Annotated in this window: 15 protein-coding genes; 10 read left to right on the forward strand and 5 right to left on the reverse strand. The window is 67.3% G+C overall.

The features are described 5' to 3' along the window. Positions 1–33: 33 nt before the first annotated feature. From C1877_RS01020 to C1877_RS01035, 4 genes are all read left to right on the forward strand, one after another. The gene (locus tag C1877_RS01020) at positions 34–1,029 is read left to right on the forward strand and encodes an HD-GYP domain-containing protein (RefSeq protein WP_227153688.1); all 996 of its coding nucleotides are present in this window, start codon (positions 34–36) and stop codon (positions 1,027–1,029) included. 30 nt (positions 1,030–1,059) lie between these two features. Further along, positions 1,060–1,371, forward strand: a complete 312-nt coding sequence (locus C1877_RS01025; protein WP_114568113.1) for a hypothetical protein — start codon at positions 1,060–1,062, stop codon at positions 1,369–1,371. 65 nt (positions 1,372–1,436) lie between these two features. Beyond that, entirely contained in the window at positions 1,437–1,994 is a 558-nt protein-coding gene (locus C1877_RS01030) for a cysteine hydrolase family protein (RefSeq protein ID WP_041239123.1), read from the forward strand. A gap of 100 nt (positions 1,995–2,094) precedes the next feature. Next, entirely contained in the window at positions 2,095–4,248 is a 2,154-nt protein-coding gene (locus C1877_RS01035; RefSeq protein WP_015539126.1) for a molybdopterin-containing oxidoreductase family protein, read from the forward strand. Between the two features lie 46 nt (positions 4,249–4,294). Here C1877_RS01035 and C1877_RS01040 read toward each other — a convergent pair whose 3' ends face one another. The 3 genes from C1877_RS01040 to C1877_RS01050 form a co-directional block, all read right to left on the reverse strand. Next, complete coding sequence (locus C1877_RS01040) at positions 4,295–5,002, reverse strand: NUDIX hydrolase (RefSeq protein WP_114568114.1); 708 nt, start codon at positions 5,000–5,002, stop codon at positions 4,295–4,297. 135 nt (positions 5,003–5,137) lie between these two features. Further along, entirely contained in the window at positions 5,138–5,887 is a 750-nt protein-coding gene (locus C1877_RS01045; RefSeq protein ID WP_015539125.1) for an NAD-dependent protein deacylase, read from the reverse strand. Between the two features lie 117 nt (positions 5,888–6,004). Then, entirely contained in the window at positions 6,005–6,469 is a 465-nt protein-coding gene (locus C1877_RS01050; RefSeq protein ID WP_015539124.1) for an Hsp20/alpha crystallin family protein, read from the reverse strand. 1,210 nt (positions 6,470–7,679) lie between these two features. On the opposite strand from C1877_RS01050, the gene C1877_RS01055 reads away from it, so the two are divergent. The 5 genes from C1877_RS01055 (at position 7,680) to C1877_RS01080 (ending at position 14,621) form a co-directional block, all read left to right on the forward strand. Beyond that, positions 7,680–8,375, forward strand: coding sequence for a cytochrome c3 family protein (locus tag C1877_RS01055; RefSeq protein WP_015539122.1), 696 nt, complete (start codon positions 7,680–7,682; stop codon positions 8,373–8,375). Further along, a complete protein-coding gene (locus C1877_RS01060; RefSeq protein ID WP_114568115.1) occupies positions 8,368–10,107 on the forward strand; it encodes an FAD-dependent oxidoreductase in 1,740 nt (579 codons plus the stop codon). The genes C1877_RS01055 and C1877_RS01060 overlap by 8 nt, the downstream gene beginning before the upstream one ends. A gap of 1,113 nt (positions 10,108–11,220) precedes the next feature. Continuing rightward, a complete protein-coding gene (locus C1877_RS01070; RefSeq protein WP_041239117.1) occupies positions 11,221–11,826 on the forward strand; it encodes a helix-turn-helix transcriptional regulator in 606 nt (201 codons plus the stop codon). Continuing rightward, positions 11,823–12,341 carry a metallophosphoesterase family protein gene (locus C1877_RS01075; protein WP_015539119.1) on the forward strand — a complete coding sequence of 173 codons (519 nt, stop codon included), beginning with the start codon at positions 11,823–11,825 and terminating at the stop codon, positions 12,339–12,341. The genes C1877_RS01070 and C1877_RS01075 overlap by 4 nt, the downstream gene beginning before the upstream one ends. 969 nt (positions 12,342–13,310) lie before the next feature. Continuing rightward, the gene (locus C1877_RS01080) at positions 13,311–14,621 is read left to right on the forward strand and encodes a S41 family peptidase (protein ID WP_181813762.1); all 1,311 of its coding nucleotides are present in this window, start codon (positions 13,311–13,313) and stop codon (positions 14,619–14,621) included. Between the two features lie 14 nt (positions 14,622–14,635). Here the strand turns inward: C1877_RS01080 and C1877_RS01085 are convergent, their stop codons facing one another. Both C1877_RS01085 and ngr read right to left on the reverse strand, forming a co-directional pair. Next, the gene (locus tag C1877_RS01085) at positions 14,636–15,208 is read right to left on the reverse strand and encodes a beta-class carbonic anhydrase (RefSeq protein ID WP_015539118.1); all 573 of its coding nucleotides are present in this window, start codon (positions 15,206–15,208) and stop codon (positions 14,636–14,638) included. Positions 15,209–15,447: 239 nt separating this feature from the next. Next, a complete protein-coding gene (gene ngr / locus C1877_RS01090) occupies positions 15,448–16,056 on the reverse strand; it encodes a nigerythrin (RefSeq protein WP_114568118.1) in 609 nt (202 codons plus the stop codon). Positions 16,057–16,800: 744 nt separating this feature from the next. Between ngr and C1877_RS01100 the strand changes: the two genes are divergently transcribed. Beyond that, entirely contained in the window at positions 16,801–18,291 is a 1,491-nt protein-coding gene (locus C1877_RS01100; RefSeq protein WP_015539116.1) for an aminopeptidase, read from the forward strand. The last annotated feature ends 10 nt before the right edge of the window (positions 18,292–18,301 follow it).

Raw genomic sequence — 18,301 nt, forward strand, 5'->3', positions numbered from 1 at the left:
ATGTCGTCGGCCGCCCATGACGCCGAGGGCCTCGTGGCCCTTGCACCTCCGCGCCTCGACCATCCGGTCCGGTTGTCCGACTACCTGGGTGCAGCCGGCGCGACCGTGATGATCCAGCGGGCGCTCAACTGCGTGGATTCCCGGTTGGTGGATCACGGCCTGCGGGTGGGCGCGATCATGGACGCCATGCTCGAGGCGGCGGGGTGGGAGCCGGCAAGGCGCCGCGACGCGTGCCTCATGGCGCTCATGCACGACATCGGCGCCTATTGCACCGAGGAGATCGATCGGCTCGTGGAGTTCGAGTCATGCGACGTGTGGGAGCATTCGTTCTACGGCTACCTTTTCTTCAAGGAGCTCTCGCCGTTGGCCGGCTATGCCGAGGTCGTGCTCTACCACCATATGCCCTATCGCCTGTTCACCGACCAAGATCCGGCGGTGCGTTTCCTCGCGCAGGTGCTGCAGGTGGCCGACCGCGTGGACATGCTGTTGCTGGAGCGTCCCCGGGCAAGCGCCGAGGAGGTGGCGCATGCGCTGGGGAGCGCTCCTGCGGGCCAGTTCTCGTTCGAGGCGACGGCCCTGTTCCAGGAAGCGGAGCGGCGCGCAGGCCTGCTCGGGCAGCTGCGCGGCGGTTTCGATGCGGGGGATGCGCTGCGCAAGGTGTCGGCTGCGGCCGATCCTGATGCCGCTGCGGCCTTCCTCGACATGCTCGTGCATGTCATCGACTTTCGCAGCCGCCACACCGTCACCCATACGGTGACCACGGCCTGGACGGCCTACGAGATAGCCCGCCGCCTGATAGCCGACGAAGCCGAGAGGGGCCGTGTGTACTGCGCCGCGCTGCTGCATGACGTGGGCAAGATCGGCATCCCGCTCGGCATTTTGGAGAAGCCGGGGCGCCTCGATGCCCGCGAGATGGCCGTCATGCGCACGCATGTGACCTTGACCGAGTCGATCCTGGCCGGTTGCGTGCCCAATGACATCGCCGCTGCGGCGGCCCGACATCACGAGAAGCTCGACGGCTCGGGCTAGCCGCGCGGCCTCGCGGCTGTCGAGCTGAAGATGGCGGACCGCATCATCGCAGTGGCCGACATCGTGAGCGCGCTGGTGGGCACCCGCAGCTACAAGGAGGCGTTCCCGAAAGAGCGGGTGCTGGAGGTGCTGGCCGACCAGCGCGACCGCGGGTTGATCGACGGTTCGTGCGTGGCGGTGATGGTGCGCGATTACGACGAGGTCATGGCCGTGGTGCAGCGCGCATGCCTTCCCGTCGCGGCGTTGTACGAGCGCGTGCAGCAGGAATACCGCTGGCTTTTGGACCAGCTGGCGCGCCATGAGGCGGAGCCTTTGACGGAGCCGGCCGCGCCGGTCGGCTGAACGGCGGGTACCGTGCGCCGCTCCAGGCCGATAATGACGGCCAGATGAAGGGGAGGAACAGGATCATGAAACGTTTGCTCATGGTGGTGGACTACCAGAACGACTTTGTGGACGGGGCCTTGGGTTTTCCCGGTGCCGAGAAGCTGGAGAAGCCCATCGCCGACAAGATCGCCGCGTACCGCGAGGCGGGCGACGAGGTGGCGTTCACCTTCGACACGCACCGGCGCGACTACCTTGACACGCAGGAGGGGAAGAACCTCCCCGTAGCGCATTGCGTGGAGGGCACGCCCGGCCACGACCTGTACGGCCAGGTGGCGGACTGCCTGCGCGACTCCGACACCGTGTTCTGCAAGCCGGCGTTCGGCTCGGCCGCGTTCTTCGAGCGCTGCCGCCAGTCGCAGCGTGCTGCCGACGCGGTGGGCAAGCTGCCGTTCGCGAGCATAGAGATCGTGGGCCTGGTGTCCAACATCTGCATCATCTCGAACGCCGTGCTGGCGAAGACCGCCTGCCCCGAGGTGCCCGTCATCGTGGACGCCGCCTGCACGGCCTCGTTCGACCCCGACCTTCACGAGAAGGCCCTCGACGTCATGGAAGGCCTCCAGATACAGGTGATCAACCGCTAGCAGCGCACCGTGGCGCGCCCTTGCGCCTGTGGCGTTGCGCGCGTATATTCTGCCTAGACGGGGGGATAGCGTGCCGGTGGACGACGTGCGAGGGGGAGCCATGGAGACGAAGTACACGACCTGCGTGTTCTGCGACGGGGGCTGTCGGGTCAAGGCCGAGGTCGACGGGGATCGGCTGCGCGTGCTGCCGGCTGATCCGGCATTCCCGGCCATCTGCCCGAAGGCGGGCATGGTGGATGCGTACCGCCTGCATCCCGACCGCGTGACCGTGCCGCTGAAGAACGTGGGCGAACGCGGCGAGCCGCAGTGGCAGGAGATGTCCTGGGACCAGGCGCTCGACGAGATAGCCGCGCGGCTGCGGGCGGTGGCGGACGCTTACGGCCCGGAGGCCGTGGCGTTCGCCGAGATGCCGCTCAACATGGGCTTCGGCGGCATCACCCGCCGCCTGATGAACTGCCTGGGCACTCCCAACTACACGGCGCCGGTGGCGCTGTGCATGGGCAACACCGCCCAGGTGCACCGGGCGGTGTACGGCTGGTTCGCCGGGGCGGACTGGGAGCGGACCGACTGCATCGTCTACTTCGGGCAGGACCGCGACCGCGAGCGCTGGCCCGGCGAGTACCTGGCTCTGAACGCAGCGCTCGAGCGCGGGGCGGTGCTCATCGAGGTCGACCCCCGCGAGACGGCCACGGCGAAGCGCGCGCACTACCACCTGCGCATCCGCTACGGCACCGATGCGGCGCTCGCGCTCGGGTGGATCAACGTCGTCATCGGGGAGGGGCTCTACGACCGCGCCTTCGTGGAGGGTTCGTGCACGGGCTTCGACGAGCTGGCCGCTCGGGCGGCGGAGTACCCTCCCGAGCGCGTGGCCGCCCTCTGCGGCATCGACGCCGAGCTCGTGCGCGAGACGGCGCGCGTGTACGCGCGGGCGCAGGCGGCCATCATCCCCTGGGGCGTGGTGGGCGACATGCAGCGCAACTCCACGTCGCTATTGCAGGCGCAGTGCATCCTGCGCGCCCTCTGCGGCTTCGTGAACAAGAGCGAGTCGGTGTGCGGGCCGGCGCTCGGAGGCGTGGGCAACGCCGAGCTGGCCGCGTTCGAGCTGCTGCCATCCGAGAAGCGCGCCCTCCAGCTGGGGCGCGGCGCCCATCCGCTGCTCACGTTCGCGGCCTCGGACCTCTACCGTCAGGCCAACGAGCGCGAAGGCGTGCCCTACGAGCCCGACCTGCTGGCCGAGTCGTGCGCCTGCGATCCGGCATCGCTGTTCGCCGCCATGCGCGGCGAGGGCCCCTACCCCGTGAAGGCCTTCTTCTCCGTGGCGAACAACACGGTGATGAGCTATGCGAACCAGCAGGGCATCGTCGACGCGCTCATGAACCAGGACCTCGTGGTGGCCTTCGAGCATTGGCTCACGCCCACGGCGCAGCTGGCCGACTACGTGCTGCCGGACGATATGTGGGCCGAGCGCGACGTGTTGGGGTCGCCGTTCGACGTGGGGCCGGCCTTCTCGACGGGGCAGGCGTTCCGCAGGCCGGCGGGCCAGTGCAAGAGCTGGTACTACGTGGTGAAGGGCCTGGCCGACCGCCTGGGCTTTGCGGAACGGTTCCCTTGGGCGAACGAGCACGAGCTGTACGATTGGCGGCTGGCGCCGCTCGGCCTCACGTGGGAGGACGCGTGCGCGCGGGCGCCGGAGCCCCTCCTACGCGAGCTGGCTGCGCCGGGACGGTTCGTCACGCCTTCGGGCAAGGTGGAGCTGGCCAGCTCCGTGCTGGCCGAGCTGGGCTTCGACCCGCTGCCCTCCTACGAGGAGCCGTCCGATCCCGGCTGCGAGGCCGCGCCGGAGGGAGCGTACCCTTACGTGGCGTTCGCGGGCTTCCGCGAGCGGAAGTCGTACAACACGAACCTGCACCAGATGCCCGAGCTGCGCGCGCAGGAGCCGGAGCCGCGGTTCTTCGTCAACCCGGCCGATGCGGCGGCCGAGGGCATAGGCGAGGGCGCCTGGTGCGTGGTGGAGACGGCGTACGGGCAGGTGGAGCTGTTGTCCCACCTGGATGAGGCGCAGCCTGAGGGCACGCTGCGCGTGCCGCACGGCTGGTGGAAGCCCGAAACGGCCCCGGGCGTCGCGGCCGGCTTGAGCGGCGCCTGCCTCCACAACGACGGCATGCTGTTCCCCGATGCGGATTGGAACCTCGATCCCGCCCAGGGCGTTCCGAACCTGCGCGGCGGCATCCATGCCCGCGTGAGGGCGAAGTAGCGGGCGGGCGTCGCTCGCTACTTCGCCCCAGCTGCTCGCGCGCCCCCTAGCGGCGGCGTGCGAACGCCTCGAGCACGAGCTGCGCGCGGGTGCCGATGGGCGTGTCGTTCTCGGCGAGGAAGCGCGGGACGTCGGCGATGGGCAGCAGGAACGGCTCGATGAGCTCGGCCGGCTCGGGTTGCGCGTCGGCCACGCGTTCCACCTGCGCGAACACCACCTGCACCGTCTCGTCGGTGAGGCCGGTGGACGAGAAGCCCGCCTGCGGCAGGGGGTCGAGCGCCGCGGCGCCCAAGTCGGCGCGCAGCGCGTAGCCCGTCTCCTCGCGCAGCTCGCGGTCCACGGCTGCCGCCAGGTCCTCGCCCGGGTCCACGAGCCCGGCGGGGAACGCGATGCACCAGCTGTTCAACGGATAGCGGAACTCGCGGATGAGCAGCAGCCGGCCGTCGGGCGTCTGCGGCACGATGCACACGGCGTCGGATGCCGCGCTCTCGCCGCGCGCGTGCGCCTCCAGCTCGGCGCGGTACGCCTCCGGCCCCTTGCGCGAGGCGCTCTCGTACTCATAGGTCGAGCCGTCGGGCATCGTGTACGTCAGCACGTACTTCTTTATCCAGCCGTCGGATACTTGGCGCAGGCCGGCGAACGTGGGCGTGGGCGAAGCGGCGCTGGCGGTGGGGGCATTTGTGGCGCTGGCGGCTGCGCTGGTGGTGCCGTCGATAGTGGGGGCGGCTGGGGAGTCGCTGGTGGTCTCGGGCATGGGGTTGCTCCTTCTCGGTAGCTTGACGTGCCGTCCCTCCGCGTTTCCGGGAGCAGGCGCCGATGTTTCACGTGAAACATTCGTTCGTGCTGTCGCGTTGCTCGCGGTGCGCGGGACGACGGGTCGCGGTTGCGGCTAGAAGTCGAACACGTCGCCCACGTTCGCGGCCAGGCAGAGGTCGGCCTGGCGGTCGCGCGGGGTGGGGGTGCGGTTCACGATGACCAGGTGGTCGCCCTGGAAGAAGTCGATGAGGCCCGCGGCTGGGTACACGGCGAGCGACGTGCCCGCCACCACCAGGAGGTCGGCACGGGCGATGGCGTCGACGGATGCCTGGAGCGTGTGCTCGTCGAGCGCTTCCTCGTACAGCACGACATCGGGTTTCACGATGCCGCCGCACGCGGGGCAGCGCGGAACGCCGTCGGCGGCCTCGTCGCGCAGGCGCAGCAGCTCGTCCACCGGGTACGCCGCGCCGCAATCCATGCAGAAGTTCCGCAGCACGCTGCCGTGCAGCTCCAGCACGCGCTCGCTGCCGGCCTTCTGGTGCAGGCCGTCGATGTTCTGCGTGACCACGGCGGACAAGGTGCCCGCCTGCTCCAGCTCCGCCAGCTTCCGGTGCGCGCGGTTCGGCTGGGCGTCCAGCGCGAGCATGCGGTCGCTGTAGAAGGCGAAGAACTCCGCCGGATGCGCGTCGAAGAAGCTGCGCGAGATCATCTGCTCGGGCGGATGGGGGTACTTCTGCGCGTACAGCCCGTCAGGGCTGCGGAAGTCGGGGATGCCGCTCTCGGTGGACACGCCCGCCCCGCCGAAGAACACCATGCGCCCCGGCTTCGTCTCGTCCACCCAGTTCCGGAACGCCTCGATCCCGCGCCGCGCCTCGTCGTCCATGGTCCCTCCTCGATAGTGCTGCGAATGGCTTGCGTCCCATCATAGCAGGAAGGCGACCTCGCGGTCGCCTTCCCTTGGTGCGCCGAGCATGCGCACTGGCTGTTGTGCCTCGTAAGGCTAGCCCTCGATGGCGATGGTCTTCTTCTCCTCGAGCTTCGGCTGCTCCTGCTTCTTCGGCACGGCGATCTTCAGCACGCCGTCCTCGAACTTCGCCTTGATGTCGTCTTCCTCCACGTCGTCGCCCACGTAGAACGTGCGGCTGCACTTGCCGCTGAAGCGCTCCTTGCGCACGTAGGTGCCCTGCTCGTCCTTGTCCTCGGACTCGCCCTGCGTCTGCGCGTTGATAGTGAGGTAGCCGTCCTTCAGCTCGGCCTGCACGTCGTCCTTCTTGAAGCCCGGCAGGTCGATGGTCAGCTCGTAGCCGCCGTCCGTCTCCTTGATGTCGGTGCGCATGAGCGTGGGCGACATCTTCTGCATCGCCTGCATCGGGGCCGAGGCCGCGTTGAAGAACGCGTCGAACGGGTCGGTCATCAGCTCGCTAAGCAGGTTGCGGTTCCTCCGCATGGGTACCATCATGGCCATACTAATCACTCTCCTACGTGTCGTGCGAGGCTTGGGCTCTCTCCGACGGCGCGTCCGGCTTGTTGGCCGGCCTGGGTCGATTGAGAAAACCTAAGCCTCTTTCTGTGCGGTTTTCTCTGTACATGACTGTTATAAAACGTTGTATTAGCACTGTCAAGCAACGAGTGCTAAAAGTTACGGTTTCGTCAACTTCCGAGGGCGAAAGCGAAGGCGCCCGCAACCCTCGTCCCAGAATAGCCCCCGTCGCGCCGACCTTCCCGCCCGCCCGTCCGGAACCCCCAAAGCGAAACCCCTTCGCCACAACCCTGTCATGCGGAAGCTCCCTTGGGATGATAGAGAAGGATAGGAGACGGGGTTGCCGGTCTTGTTTCAGCAAGAACTGGTTCCTTGGACGGTTCGGGCTTCAGCGGGCATCCGACTGCCGAAGATGAATGTGGAATGCAGGTATGGATGTGCTCAAGATATCGATATAAGTGGCATGCGCTTTGGTTTTTTGCTATCATGCAAGACGAGCCGCAGGGAGCTGTTGACTCCCCACGGCTCTCGAATCGCTTCGGCGGTTTGGTTTCTTTTACTGCTCCTTGCCCTTACGGACGGGGAGCCTTTCTATTATAGCCGCAGCTAGGTGCACTGCGCTGGCGATCAGCTCAAGGATTGCCGTAAGCAAAACCAAATCGGTCATGGTTGCCACCTCCTTCCCGTTTCGCCCCTGCAAGAGGGGATAAGGTTGGAGAGGGATGTGGCACCGCGCCGCCTCTGCGCTCCGTTCCCCCATCCTACTGCCGCAACCTTGCCGGGCGACCGCAATATCGCCGTCGGGGAGTCGCCCCGATCTTGCCCGGATCTTGCGAATCCGCCGCGCGGGCCTTGCCGGTATCTTGCCTATCCGCCATGTACACCTTGCCGTTTTCTTGCACGCCTCTGGCGCGGTTGCCGCTTGGTGCGTCGACGCCCTTGCGGCCGTAGGCGAAACGAGGCCCCGCTGCCGTTGCGGCGAGTGGTTTCGGCCGTGTACCCCCTCATCGGCAACGGGCGGCTGCTTCTTCGGAGGGCGGATTCCCCTATGTGCCTCTCCCTTTCCAATTAAACCTTTCACCAGCCAAAACGTAAAAATGCCCCCACGGGGGTAATGGTCGGTTGTCCCGCTGGCCTGCATGATGTGGCCGAAGGGTTTCACCGATCGAACCAAAAAAAGGAGAAGGAGGAGGACATGGTCGACAAGGAAAGCGCCAACGGCGCGAGCGGGGCTCCGAATGCCCCGGCTGCTCCCGGTGCCGACAGCGCCCCGGGCGCCTCGGGAGCCCCTGGCACCCCGGCTGCCGGTACCTCGCAGGAAGCCGATCCCGCCGCCCCTGCGCCGAAGCGCGTGCGGCGTGGGGCCATCGTGGCCGCCGTCATCGTGGCGGTGGTGCTGGTGGCCGGCATCGGGGCATGGGTGTGGCACGAGCAGCCGAGTTTCTGCAACGCCATCTGCCACAGCCCGATGGACAAGTACGTGGAGACGTACGGCGCGGGCGACCCGGGCATGTTGGTCACGCAGCACGCGGCGGCCGGCGACACGTGCCTGAGCTGCCATGAGGCCGAATTCGCCACGCAGGTGTCCGAGGCAATGGCATGGGTGTCGGACAGCTATCCGATGGACGAGGCCACGGGCATGCTGGCCACGGGCAAGGAGTTCGCCACCGAGGAGTTCTGCGCGCGCAGCGGCTGCCACAGCATGGACGAGGTGGTTGCCGGCACCTGGGGCTTCGAGGGCAACGACGAGAAGTACAACCCGCATTCCAGCCACCAGGACTATGCGCTTGAGTGCGGCGACTGCCACAAGGTGCACGAGAAGAGCACGCTCGTGTGCAACGAATGCCATGCGTTGACCGCGCCCGAGGGATGGGAGGCCCCTAATGAGTAACGAGCGCAGCGGACTCTCGCGCCGCAGCTTCCTCAAGGGAGCAGGCATTACCGCGCTGGGCGCCGCAGCGGCGGGCGCGCTGGCCGGGTGCGGCAACGGCTATGCTGTCGATGCCGCCGCAGCTCCGGCCAACGCGCGCGTCGGGGAGGCGGGCACGCCTTCCTGGCTTGGCTTGGCGCCCGAGGTGCCCGAGGCCGACATCGTCGAAACGCTGGACGTGGAGGTGCTGGTGGTGGGCTGTCGCACGGGCGGGCTGCCGGCCATCATCTCCGCTGCCGAGAACGGCGCGCGCGTGCTGGGCATCGACCGCGTGTCCAAGGTGGCGAACCCGCGCGAGGATATCGGCGCCATCGACTCCGCCCTGCAGAAGGCGTCGTTCGCAGAGTACTCCCAGTTCGAGATCGACAAGATGGAGGCCGTGGAGGACATCGTCCGCTATGCCAACGGCTTCATCAACTACGACCTGGTGAAGCTGTGGGCGAACGAATCCGGCCCTATGCTGGACTGGATCACCGGCATCGTGGAGCGCGACGGCCGCATGGTCATGAACTTCGAGGGATCCATCGGCACGACGGGACAGGGTGCGCGCGACAAGGCGTGGGCCACCGGCCATAGTCCTGCGAAGACCGCGCTTTCCAAGGACGACAAGAGCTTCAGCTTCGGCGTATCGCTCATGGAATACGCGCAGGAGAAGGGCGCCGAGTTCCGTTGGAACACCGAGCTGGTGAAGTGCGAGCAGGACGGCTCCGGCCGCGTGACCGGCGTAATCGCCCGCGATGTCAACGACCGCCACTACCTGCGCATCAACGCCAGCAAGGGCGTCATCCTGTCCACGGGCGGCTACGGCAACAACCTTGAGATGATGGAGGCGCGCCAGCCGTGGAACCAGGCGCTGCGCATCGCGGCTCCCGGCAAGGGCGGCAACCCCACGGGCGACGGGATCAAGGCGGCTCTGTGGGCAGGCGGCCAGATGGACCCGCTCGGCGCGGCATGTACGTTCAACCGCGCGTGCTGCAAGCCCGACCAGACGGCCGGCAACGGCACAGTGGGCGAGTGGTTCTGGTTCGGCGAGCAGCCGTTCATGAAGGTGAACCTGAACGGCAACCGCTTCTGCAACGAGTCCGGCCCCTACGACTACATGCTGCATTCGGCCTATATGCAGCCGCACCACACATACTGCGATATCTGGGACGCGAACTACGCCGAGCAGGTGCGCCAGATGAACGAGGTGGGCTGCTGCCGCCTGTACCCGTTCGACAACGGCGCGCCGTCGAACCGTACCATCGAGTCCATGGCATCCGAGTTCGAGAAGCTTATCGAGGCCGGCTACATCCAGCAGGCCGACACCATGGAGGAGCTGGCCGAGAAGCTGAACATCCCCGTGGAGAACACGGTGAAGTCGTGGCAGCGCTACAACCACCTCGCCGAGCAGGGGCGCGACGAGGACTACAACAAGGAAGCGTACCGCCTGATGAAGCTGGACACGCCGCCGTTCTACGGCGTGCGCACCGGCGCTTGGTTCCTGGCCACGCTCGATGGCGTCATGATCGACACGGATATGCATCCCGTGCGCGAGGACGACACGCCGGTGGAGGGCCTGTACCTGACCGGCGACTGCTCGGGCGGCTTCTTCAGCGTGAGCTATCCGAACCTATTCACGGGCCTGGCCTGCGGACGCACGATGACGTTCGGCCGTCGCGCCGGCATGTTGGCGGCCACGGGGCAGGCGTAGGGTCTGCCGGTTGCATCCAGGCCGGCGATCACGGCCAGGCAAATCTCTGCGGCCTTCGGGCGGTGCGCTTTCCCTTCGCACCGCCCGTACCGCACGGCGGCGCCGTGCGCCCCGTGCCACCCACCAATCCCTGCGGCGGCTCGGCTCCTTTCCCTCTTTCGCCCGAGCCTGCTGCTTTCCCTCCCTCTGGCGGCGCCCCGCTACTCCTCCGGGGCGCCGCTGCCGGTAGCAGCCGGCTGCTGCGACTTAAGGCAGGTCCTTGCGCGCCTTTCGATGAAACCTCGCATGCTACAATGGCGGGCATGACCGCCTCTTCGGAACAAGCTCCCTCCCTGTTCGCCGCGCCGTTCTGGCGGGTGTGCGCGGCACTTCTGTGCGTGCTGCTCACCACGTCGCTCATGAACGTGGTGGTGTTCCCGCGCTTTGACGCGGTGTTCACCTACGCTCGCGACGCGTCCGTGCTGGCCAACGCTACCACGCTCATAGCGGTGGGCCTTGTGGCCACGTTCAGGCCGCAGCTTCTGCGCATGCGAGCGCTCACGGCGGGATGCCTCGTGCTGCTTGCCATGGGCTCGGCACTGCTGCCGGTAGGGCTGTACACAGGCAGCGCAGTGGCGCTCACTGCCGCAGCCTGCGCGCTGTCCATCGGGCGTGGATGGGCCATCGTGATGGTGGGCGCGGCGGCATCGCGCTTGGGAGTGCGCCAGGCGGGGGCTTGCAACGCGTTGGCGTTCGTCGCGGAATACGCGGTGACGGCCCTGGTGTGGGTGATTCCGGCAGGAGCCGGCACGGTGCTGGTGTGGCGCCAGGCGCTGCCCGTGCTGCAGGCCACGGAAAGCGGCGAGGCTCCGGCCGACTTCTCCGTGACCCAGCCTTCCACGTTCCTGCCGCTGGCCAGCCAGCTGTTCGTGTGCCTGTTCCTGTTCCGCGTGGCGTTCGGCTACTCGCTGCGCTTCGGCGAGGTGGGCGGCGTGCCGGTATCCGACTTCCTGGGCATCGTGCCCGTGGCCGCGGTGGCGCTGTACGTGCTGCTCTCGCGGCGGGCGTTTCCGGCCGATCTGCTGGCGCAGGTTTCGGTGCTGCTGGTGGTCGGCCGGAGGCGCATACGCGGCGGTGGGGAGCGTGACGCTGCTCGCGGCCGGCAATGCGCTCTTCGACATGGTGGCGTGGCTCGTGCTCATTGCCGTGGCGGGGCGCAACCCGCGTGCGGCCGTGGCCACGTTCGCCTGGGGCCGCGGTGTGTCCGGGCTGGGTTCCACGGCGGGCGCGGCGCTGGGCGTGTGGTCGAACGACCTGTTCGGCGCGGGGTCTCCGGCGGTCGACTTCGTCACGGGCGCGCTCATCCTCGTGTTCGTGGGGTACGCGCTCATCGGACTCAAGCATTTCAGCTTCGCCGAGACCATTGCGGGCGTCACGCCGGTGGACCAGGCGGTTGCGAAGTCGCCCGAGCAGGAGTTCGCGGAGCGTTGCCGCACGCTGGCCGAGCGCTACGGCTTGAGCCCGCGCGAGCTGGAGGTGTTCATGATGCTGGCGCGCGGGCGCGACCGCGCTTACATCCAAGAACAGCTGGTCGTGTCGCGCAACACGGTGAAGGCCCACGTCAAGCACGTGTACGCCAAGCTGGACATCCACACGCACCAGGACTTGATCGACCTGGTGGAAGAGGAGCGCGTCGAAAGCGGGTGCGCGTCAGGCGCGTCAGAAAGGAGTGCGATATGACCGTCATCGGGATCATCTCGGATACGCACGGGCAGCTGTCGGAGGCGGCGTTCGCGGCGCTCGCGGACAGCGACCATATCATCCACGCGGGCGATATCGGCAACCCGGCCATCCTGCGCGAGCTGGAAACGCTCGCGCCCGTGACGGCGGTTCTGGGCAACAACGACTTCGACGAGTACGGGCAGGCGGTCGGCCGTTTCGCGCGCCCCGTCATCGACGGCGTGAGGTTCCTGGTGGCCCACTACCCGCGCGACGTGAAGATCAGCTTTGCAGGCTCGGGGGCGCTCGCGCCGGGCGACCCTATCCCGCAGGTGTGCGTCCATGGGCACACACACGTGCCCGAGATCGTCACCGGGCCCGAGGCGCGTCCGGCCACGTACGTCGTGTGTCCCGGCGCCGCGTTCCGCCCGCGCGGCGGGTTCCCCCGCTGCATTGCCAAGATCGACGTGTCCGACGGCTGCGTGAACAGCGTGCGCGTGGAGGCGCTCACCGGAGAGACGCTGCTGGAGGCGTGAGGCGCGGGCGCTTTCCGCTTGCCAGGCGCGCCTGCTGGCAGGTAATGGTTGCAAGTTCGGCGGCTTCGAAGGTGATAGGGGTGCAAGGGGGGCTTCGCGACGGAAGAGCGGGTTCCTCGTACAGCGAGGCGAGGTTCTGCGTGCGGACGGGGCGCAGCAAGAGACGTTCTGTCTTTCTCGGAATGTCCTCCTGCTTCGTGCCCCCCCCTGCTTCGTACCCCCCCTGCTTCGCCGCCGTCCTTGCATCTGTCGTCGGTGGGCTCGCATGGGCCCTTCGGTTTGGTGCTGCACGCAGGCTGACGAAATGCGCGCTGCCCTGGCGCATGCCATTAACAGCGGAGGCTGGCTTGGGGAACCCCTGCCATGACGCGGAAACGGCCGGTTTCTGTCAAAAAAGGGCCGGTTTGGCAATCGCAGAGAGCGGCAGGTGCCGGATTCCGGGGATGACGATGGGGCTGCGCAAGCGTTTCCCCAGGTGGCGCTTCGTCCGAATAAACATAGCAAGACAGTATGGATTGCTAAACCGCCTTCTTTTTGACCATTCGGGAGCGCGGCGGGTTCTTGAACCGCGGGGCGCGGAGGCGGAATGAGCTCCCGGCGAGAAAATCGCTGCAAACCTGGAATTGGCCGCATTTGACCTTCTGCGCGGAGCGTCCCGATCGTCCTCCGTCGCCAGCTCGGCAGTATCCGATGTCTATCATAGCGGGTCGATGCAGCGAGACAGGGAGCGTGGCGAAGCATTGCGCTGGGGCGTAAAGCGCTTCGAAGGGAGCCGCACGGCACGGGAGCTCATGATGGGGCTTTTCGGAAGGCACTGCTCGCCCTTATGCGGAAAGGAGGGCTTGGCCGCTATACTAGGGAAAAGGAGGGTCGGCGGAAAGCAAGCGCCCTGAAGGCTGGACGAAGTCGCCGTGCGAAGGGCAGATGGCCTGCGAACAGGGCGCGAACGCGGCGAGGAAAGGTGACGGCATGGCGGAAATGTACGGCGCGATAGCGCGCGCGGTTGCCTGCATCATGGATGCGGACTACGCGGGGCAGCCCGAGAGCGCCCCGTGCAGTGACGCGCAGTCGTGGCTGGCCGCGCTCGCGGAGGCCGAAGCGGCGGGTGCGCTCGACGACGACCTGTTCGTGCAGCGCATAAGGCAGTACCTGGCAGGGTTCCAAGATCCCGGCCTGGCGCTCGAGGCGTCTGCAAAGGCCGATTTCCATCCGATGACCTGCGGATTCTCGGTACGCCGCCACGGCGGCGCGCTCTACGTGACCGAGGTGCGTGAAGACGGCCGCCTCGCGCCCGGCGACGCCGTGGTCCTGCTTGACGGCCGGACGCCGGACGAACATCTGGCCAGCCTGCCGGGCAACCCCGTGAACGGCGACGATCCCGAGCGCCAGCTTTGGGACGAGGAAGTCGCGCGGTGCGCGCACCTGCTCGTGCGCCGCGCCGACGGTACCGAGGAGGACCTGCCGGTGGAGCGCTTCCCGCGCCCCGGCCTCGCGGCGAGCCTGCGACCCCCGACCGTCGAGGTCCGCGAGGGCGCGGGCCCGCACGGCAACGAGCGGGCGGTGGTCATCGCGGCGCACCACTTCGCGGACGCGTCGGTGCTGCAAGCGATGCAGCACCGCTTCGACGAAATCCAGCGCGCCGACCGCGTGATCGTAGACGTCCGCGACGCGGAGGAGGGCATGATCGGCAACGCGTTCGGCCTGATGGCGCTCTTCTTCGACCGAGAGGTCAACCTGAAGGACCTCATGGGCCAGCAGATCGTTTACACGCGCTACACCGAGCGCAACGCGCGGCTGCGCGCACGGCAGCTCGCGCGCCTGCTGAAAATGAGCGACGAGGCGGGGAAGGCCTGGGTGCAGGCCGAGATCGACCACGTGGCCGCTTGCGCGGGCCAAGGCTTCGTGAAGGAGGCGGAGTTCGAGGAGGACATGCTGTTCCCGCCGGCCCCCGCGGGGCAGAAGACGCTGCTGCTCACCGACGTGCGCACGAGCGGTCCCGCCGAGCGGCTGGCGGCCATCGCCCGGCGCGCCGCCGCGCAGGGCTGCGGCAAGGTGCACTCCGTGGGCCGTGCGACGCGAGGTGGCCTGGACTACGCGAACCTCGTGGTCGCGCCCCTCGACGAGAGGTTCTCGCTCGTGTATCCCATAGCCAAGACGGAGGACGCCCACGAAGGCTGCGGCCTGCGGGGCCGGGGCCTCGCGCCCGACGTGCATGTGCCGTTCACGCCCGAGGAATGCATGCGCGATCTGGTGCTGAAGCGGGCGCTTGTCGAGCCGTAGGAGGTTGCTGCCCGCTACGCCACCGGCACCAGCTCGCCGGTGACGGAGTCCATGACGAAGCCGGCCACGCGCACGTGGGGCGGCATGACGGGGTGGTTAAGGATGAGGTCGACGCTCTTGCGCACGGACTCCTCGGTGTCGCCGAAGCCGGCGAGCCAGCGGTCGAAGTCGATGCCGCAATGGCGCGCGAACTCGATGCGCTCGTCCGACACGCCCAAGCGGCGCATGCTGTCGATCATGGCCGCCCCGCTCATGTGCTGCGCCCCGCAGTTCGTGTGCGCCACCACCATGATGTCCTCCACGCCCAGCTCGCACACTGCGATCAGCAGCGAGCGCATGACGCTGCCGAAGGGATGCGCCACCTCGGCGCCGGCCACCTTGATGATCTTCGCGTCGCCGTTCTTCAACCCGAGCGCCGCTGCCAGAAGCTCGGTGAGCCGCGTGTCCATGCACGACACCACGGCCAGCTTCTTGTCGGGGTACTTGTCGGTCGCGTAGCGTGCGAACTCGCCGCCCGCCACGAACGCCCGGTTGTGCGCGAGCACGCTATCGATGGTTCCGCTCTCGGTTCCGCCCGCTTGATCCATGGCGCTCCCTTCCCTCTGTTTTTCGCTCGCTTCCATGGTAGCTCATTTGCCGAGGGGTAAAGAAGAACAAATGTTTCACGTGAAACATTCGGAAAGGGGCGGTTGCGCACGGCCGAAAGGGGGCGGCGGCCTTCGCAACGCCCGAATCTCCGCGCATACGAGAGCGACCGCCGGGGTGGCGGTCGCTCTCGGGGAAATTGCGCGCTCGGCGGGAAGGCGAGCGCAGCTGCTTGCGCGGCTTAGAACGCGGTGAACGTGGCCTTCGGGCAGAAGCAGATGGGGCACTTCTCGAAGTCCTCGCCCTTGTGGATGTAACCGCAGATGGGGCAGAGGTAGAACGCGTCGTCGTCGGCGGCGTCCAGGTCGTTGTACGCGGCCAGGTAGCGCTCGGCGTGCACGGACTCGGCGAGCTTGGCGCGGGTGAACACCTGCACGGCCTTCGCATTGCCCTCTTCCTGGGCCTTCTTGATGAACGCCGGGTACATGTCGGACGTCTCGTAGATCTCGCCGCAGGCGCCGGAGATGAGGTTCAGGTCCGTGGCCTCGCCGGAGCAGTCCGGGGCGGTGGGCTTCTCGAAGTCGGGCTCGACCTCGCTCACCAGGGCGTACTCCAGGCCGATGTGGATCTGCTCGGCGGCGCTGGTGGCCTCGAACAGGCGCGCGATCTGGTCGTAGCCCTGCTCCTTGGCGGCCTTGGCGAAGGCGGCGTACTTGGCGGAGGCGCCGGTCTCGCCACCGATGGCGGCCTTCAGGTTGTCAAGCGTGGTGCCGACGGCGGTCTCGCTGCCGGTGGCGATGCTGAAGTTGTTGCAGTTGTCAGCGGTGGGAATCTGGGCGCGTACCTTCATAGGTGCATTCTCCTTCTCGTCTGTTCGTGCTCGCATTGCTTCTCTTAATGAGAATCAATCTCAATAAGCATCATACCGCGGAGAAGAACCCGATGCAAGAGGATAATCGAATTCGCCCGCGCCTCCTTGGAACATTCACAGTTTGACCCCGGGGAAGAGCGCGGGGAGGGTGGCAAGAGGGGGTGCGGGAGTTAAGCGCGAGAGGCCAAGCGTGGGGAGAGCGGGCGGGAGGAGGACAGGCGCGGAAGGGTGGTGTGGGAAGGTCACGCGAGGAGGGCACGCGAGGAGGGCGGGGAGGAATCGCGGGGAGGGATCGCGAGGGGGGCGCGAGGGGGGCGCGAGGGGGGCGCGCGAGGAGGGCGAGGAGAGCGCACAAGGGGAAACGGGCGCGGGTGTAGGTTGCTCCGAGAGGGCGCTCTGCGGCTCCTTGCCTTCTTTCGGCACAGTAATGACAGCTTTTGTACCGGTAGCCCGTTGGAAACGGTTCCGTGGTACGTGATGGGAGAAAAACGTTAGGTGTTTTCCCTGTTCAAAGAGAATGGGCTCGATGGTCGGGCAATTGGCATGTCGAAAACCGGTGAAAACTGTGCTTGAAGCGCCCTATGGCGCAGCTCGGTGCGCCGCGGAACAGGCGGCGCCTTCTCTCTGCAAAGAAACGATGGCAATCGGCGTTTCGGCGGCGCATTTGGCGGATAATAGGCGTGATCGAAGAAAACCGGCGCACCCGATGCGAAAGGACGAACCATGGAACACGACGTGGCGTGGAAGAAGTACGACGAGGCCGATCTTGAGGCGCTCGAGCAGCTGACGGCCGAGTACATTGACTTCATCTCGGACAATAAGACGGAACGCGAGTGCGCAGCCGCCGCCATCGCGCTGGCCGAGGAGCGCGGCTATCGTCCGCTCGACGAGGCGGTGCGCGAGGGCCGCGCGCTGCGTGCCGGCGACAAGGTGTGGGCGCAGGCGCACGGCAAGGCGCTCATCCTGGCGCACCTGGGCTCGGCGCCGCTCGCGGAGGGCTTCAACATCCTAGGCGCGCACCTCGACTCCCCGCGCCTAGACCTCAAGCAGAACCCGTTCTCGGAGAGCAACGGCCTGGCGCACCTCGACACGCACTACTACGGCGGCATCAAGAACTACCAGTGGGTCACGCTGCCGCTTGCGTTGCATGGCGTGATTGCCAAGACCGACGGCACCGTGGTCGAGGTGAACGTGGGCGAGGACGCGGGCGATCCCGTGTTCTGCGTGACCGACCTGCTCATCCACCTGGCGGGCAAGCAGATGGGCAAGAAGGCGAGCGAGGTCGTGGAAGGCGAGGATCTGGACATCCTGATAGGAAACCGCCCGCTGGTCATCGAGAAGGACGATGCTGACGGCGCGGATGACGGAGATGCCGCCGCGGGCGTCGACCCCGCTGCCACCGAGGTCGACGCTGCCGACAGGCCGGTGTACGAGAAGCTGGCCGAGAAAGAGCCGGTGAAGGCGTTCGCGCTCAAGCTGCTGGCCGAGAAGTACGGCATTGCGGAGGAGGATTTCCTGTCGGCCGAGATCGAGGCCGTGCCGGCCGGGCGCGCCCGCGACCTCGGGTTCGACCGCAGCATGGTCATCGGCTACGGGCAGGACGACCGCGTGTGCGCCTTCACGTCGCTGGCGGCGCAGCTGGCGCTGGCCGACGCTGCGCTGGAGAAGACGGGCATGTGCGTGCTGGTGGACAAGGAGGAGATCGGCAGCGTGGGCGCCACGGGCATGGCGTCGCAGTTCTTCGAGAACACCGTCGCCGAGATCATGGAGCTGGCCGGCGAGGGCGGTCCGCTGCCGCTGCGCCGCGCGCTGGCGGCGTCGAGCATGCTGTCGTCCGACGTGTCCGCCGGCTTCGATCCCGCCTACGCCGCCGCGTTCGAGGCGAAGAACAGCGCGTATCTGGGCCGCGGCTTGGTGTTCAACAAGTACACGGGCTCGCGCGGCAAGAGCGGCTCCAACGACGCGAGCGCCGAGTACGTGGCGCGCATCCGCCGCGTCATGGGCGATGCGGGCGTGTCGTTCCAGACGGCCGAGCTGGGCAAAGTCGATGTGGGTGGCGGCGGGACCATCGCCTATATCCCCGCCAAGTACGGCATGGACGTCATCGACTCGGGCGTGCCGGTCCTCTCGATGCACGCCCCGTGGGAGGTCACGAGCAAGGCCGACATCTACGAGGCCTTCAAGGGCTACGAGGCGTTCCTGAAGAACGCGTAAGGACGAGCGA

Origin of the sequence: Gordonibacter pamelaeae (genome assembly GCF_003340385.1) — a bacterium.
Taxonomy (GTDB): Bacteria; Actinomycetota; Coriobacteriia; order Coriobacteriales; family Eggerthellaceae; genus Gordonibacter; species Gordonibacter pamelaeae.

Bases quoted from the DNA above. Each gene is read 5' to 3' on its own strand.
- C1877_RS01025 (WP_114568113.1), top strand. From the start codon at position 1,060: ATGGCGGACCGCATCATCGCAGTGGCCGACATCGTGAGCGCGCTGGTG.
- C1877_RS01030 (WP_041239123.1), top strand. From the start codon at position 1,437: ATGAAACGTTTGCTCATGGTGGTGGACTACCAGAACGACTTTGTGGAC.
- C1877_RS01035 (WP_015539126.1), top strand. From the start codon at position 2,095: ATGGAGACGAAGTACACGACCTGCGTGTTCTGCGACGGGGGCTGTCGG.
- C1877_RS01040 (WP_114568114.1), bottom strand. From the start codon at position 5,002: ATGCCCGAGACCACCAGCGACTCCCCAGCCGCCCCCACTATCGACGGC.
- C1877_RS01045 (WP_015539125.1), bottom strand. From the start codon at position 5,887: ATGGACGACGAGGCGCGGCGCGGGATCGAGGCGTTCCGGAACTGGGTG.
- C1877_RS01050 (WP_015539124.1), bottom strand. From the start codon at position 6,469: ATGGCCATGATGGTACCCATGCGGAGGAACCGCAACCTGCTTAGCGAG.
- C1877_RS01055 (WP_015539122.1), top strand. From the start codon at position 7,680: ATGGTCGACAAGGAAAGCGCCAACGGCGCGAGCGGGGCTCCGAATGCC.
- C1877_RS01060 (WP_114568115.1), top strand. From the start codon at position 8,368: ATGAGTAACGAGCGCAGCGGACTCTCGCGCCGCAGCTTCCTCAAGGGA.
- C1877_RS01075 (WP_015539119.1), top strand. From the start codon at position 11,823: ATGACCGTCATCGGGATCATCTCGGATACGCACGGGCAGCTGTCGGAG.
- C1877_RS01080 (WP_181813762.1), top strand. From the start codon at position 13,311: ATGGCGGAAATGTACGGCGCGATAGCGCGCGCGGTTGCCTGCATCATG.
- C1877_RS01085 (WP_015539118.1), bottom strand. From the start codon at position 15,208: ATGGATCAAGCGGGCGGAACCGAGAGCGGAACCATCGATAGCGTGCTC.
- ngr (WP_114568118.1), bottom strand. From the start codon at position 16,056: ATGAAGGTACGCGCCCAGATTCCCACCGCTGACAACTGCAACAACTTC.
- C1877_RS01100 (WP_015539116.1), top strand. From the start codon at position 16,801: ATGGAACACGACGTGGCGTGGAAGAAGTACGACGAGGCCGATCTTGAG.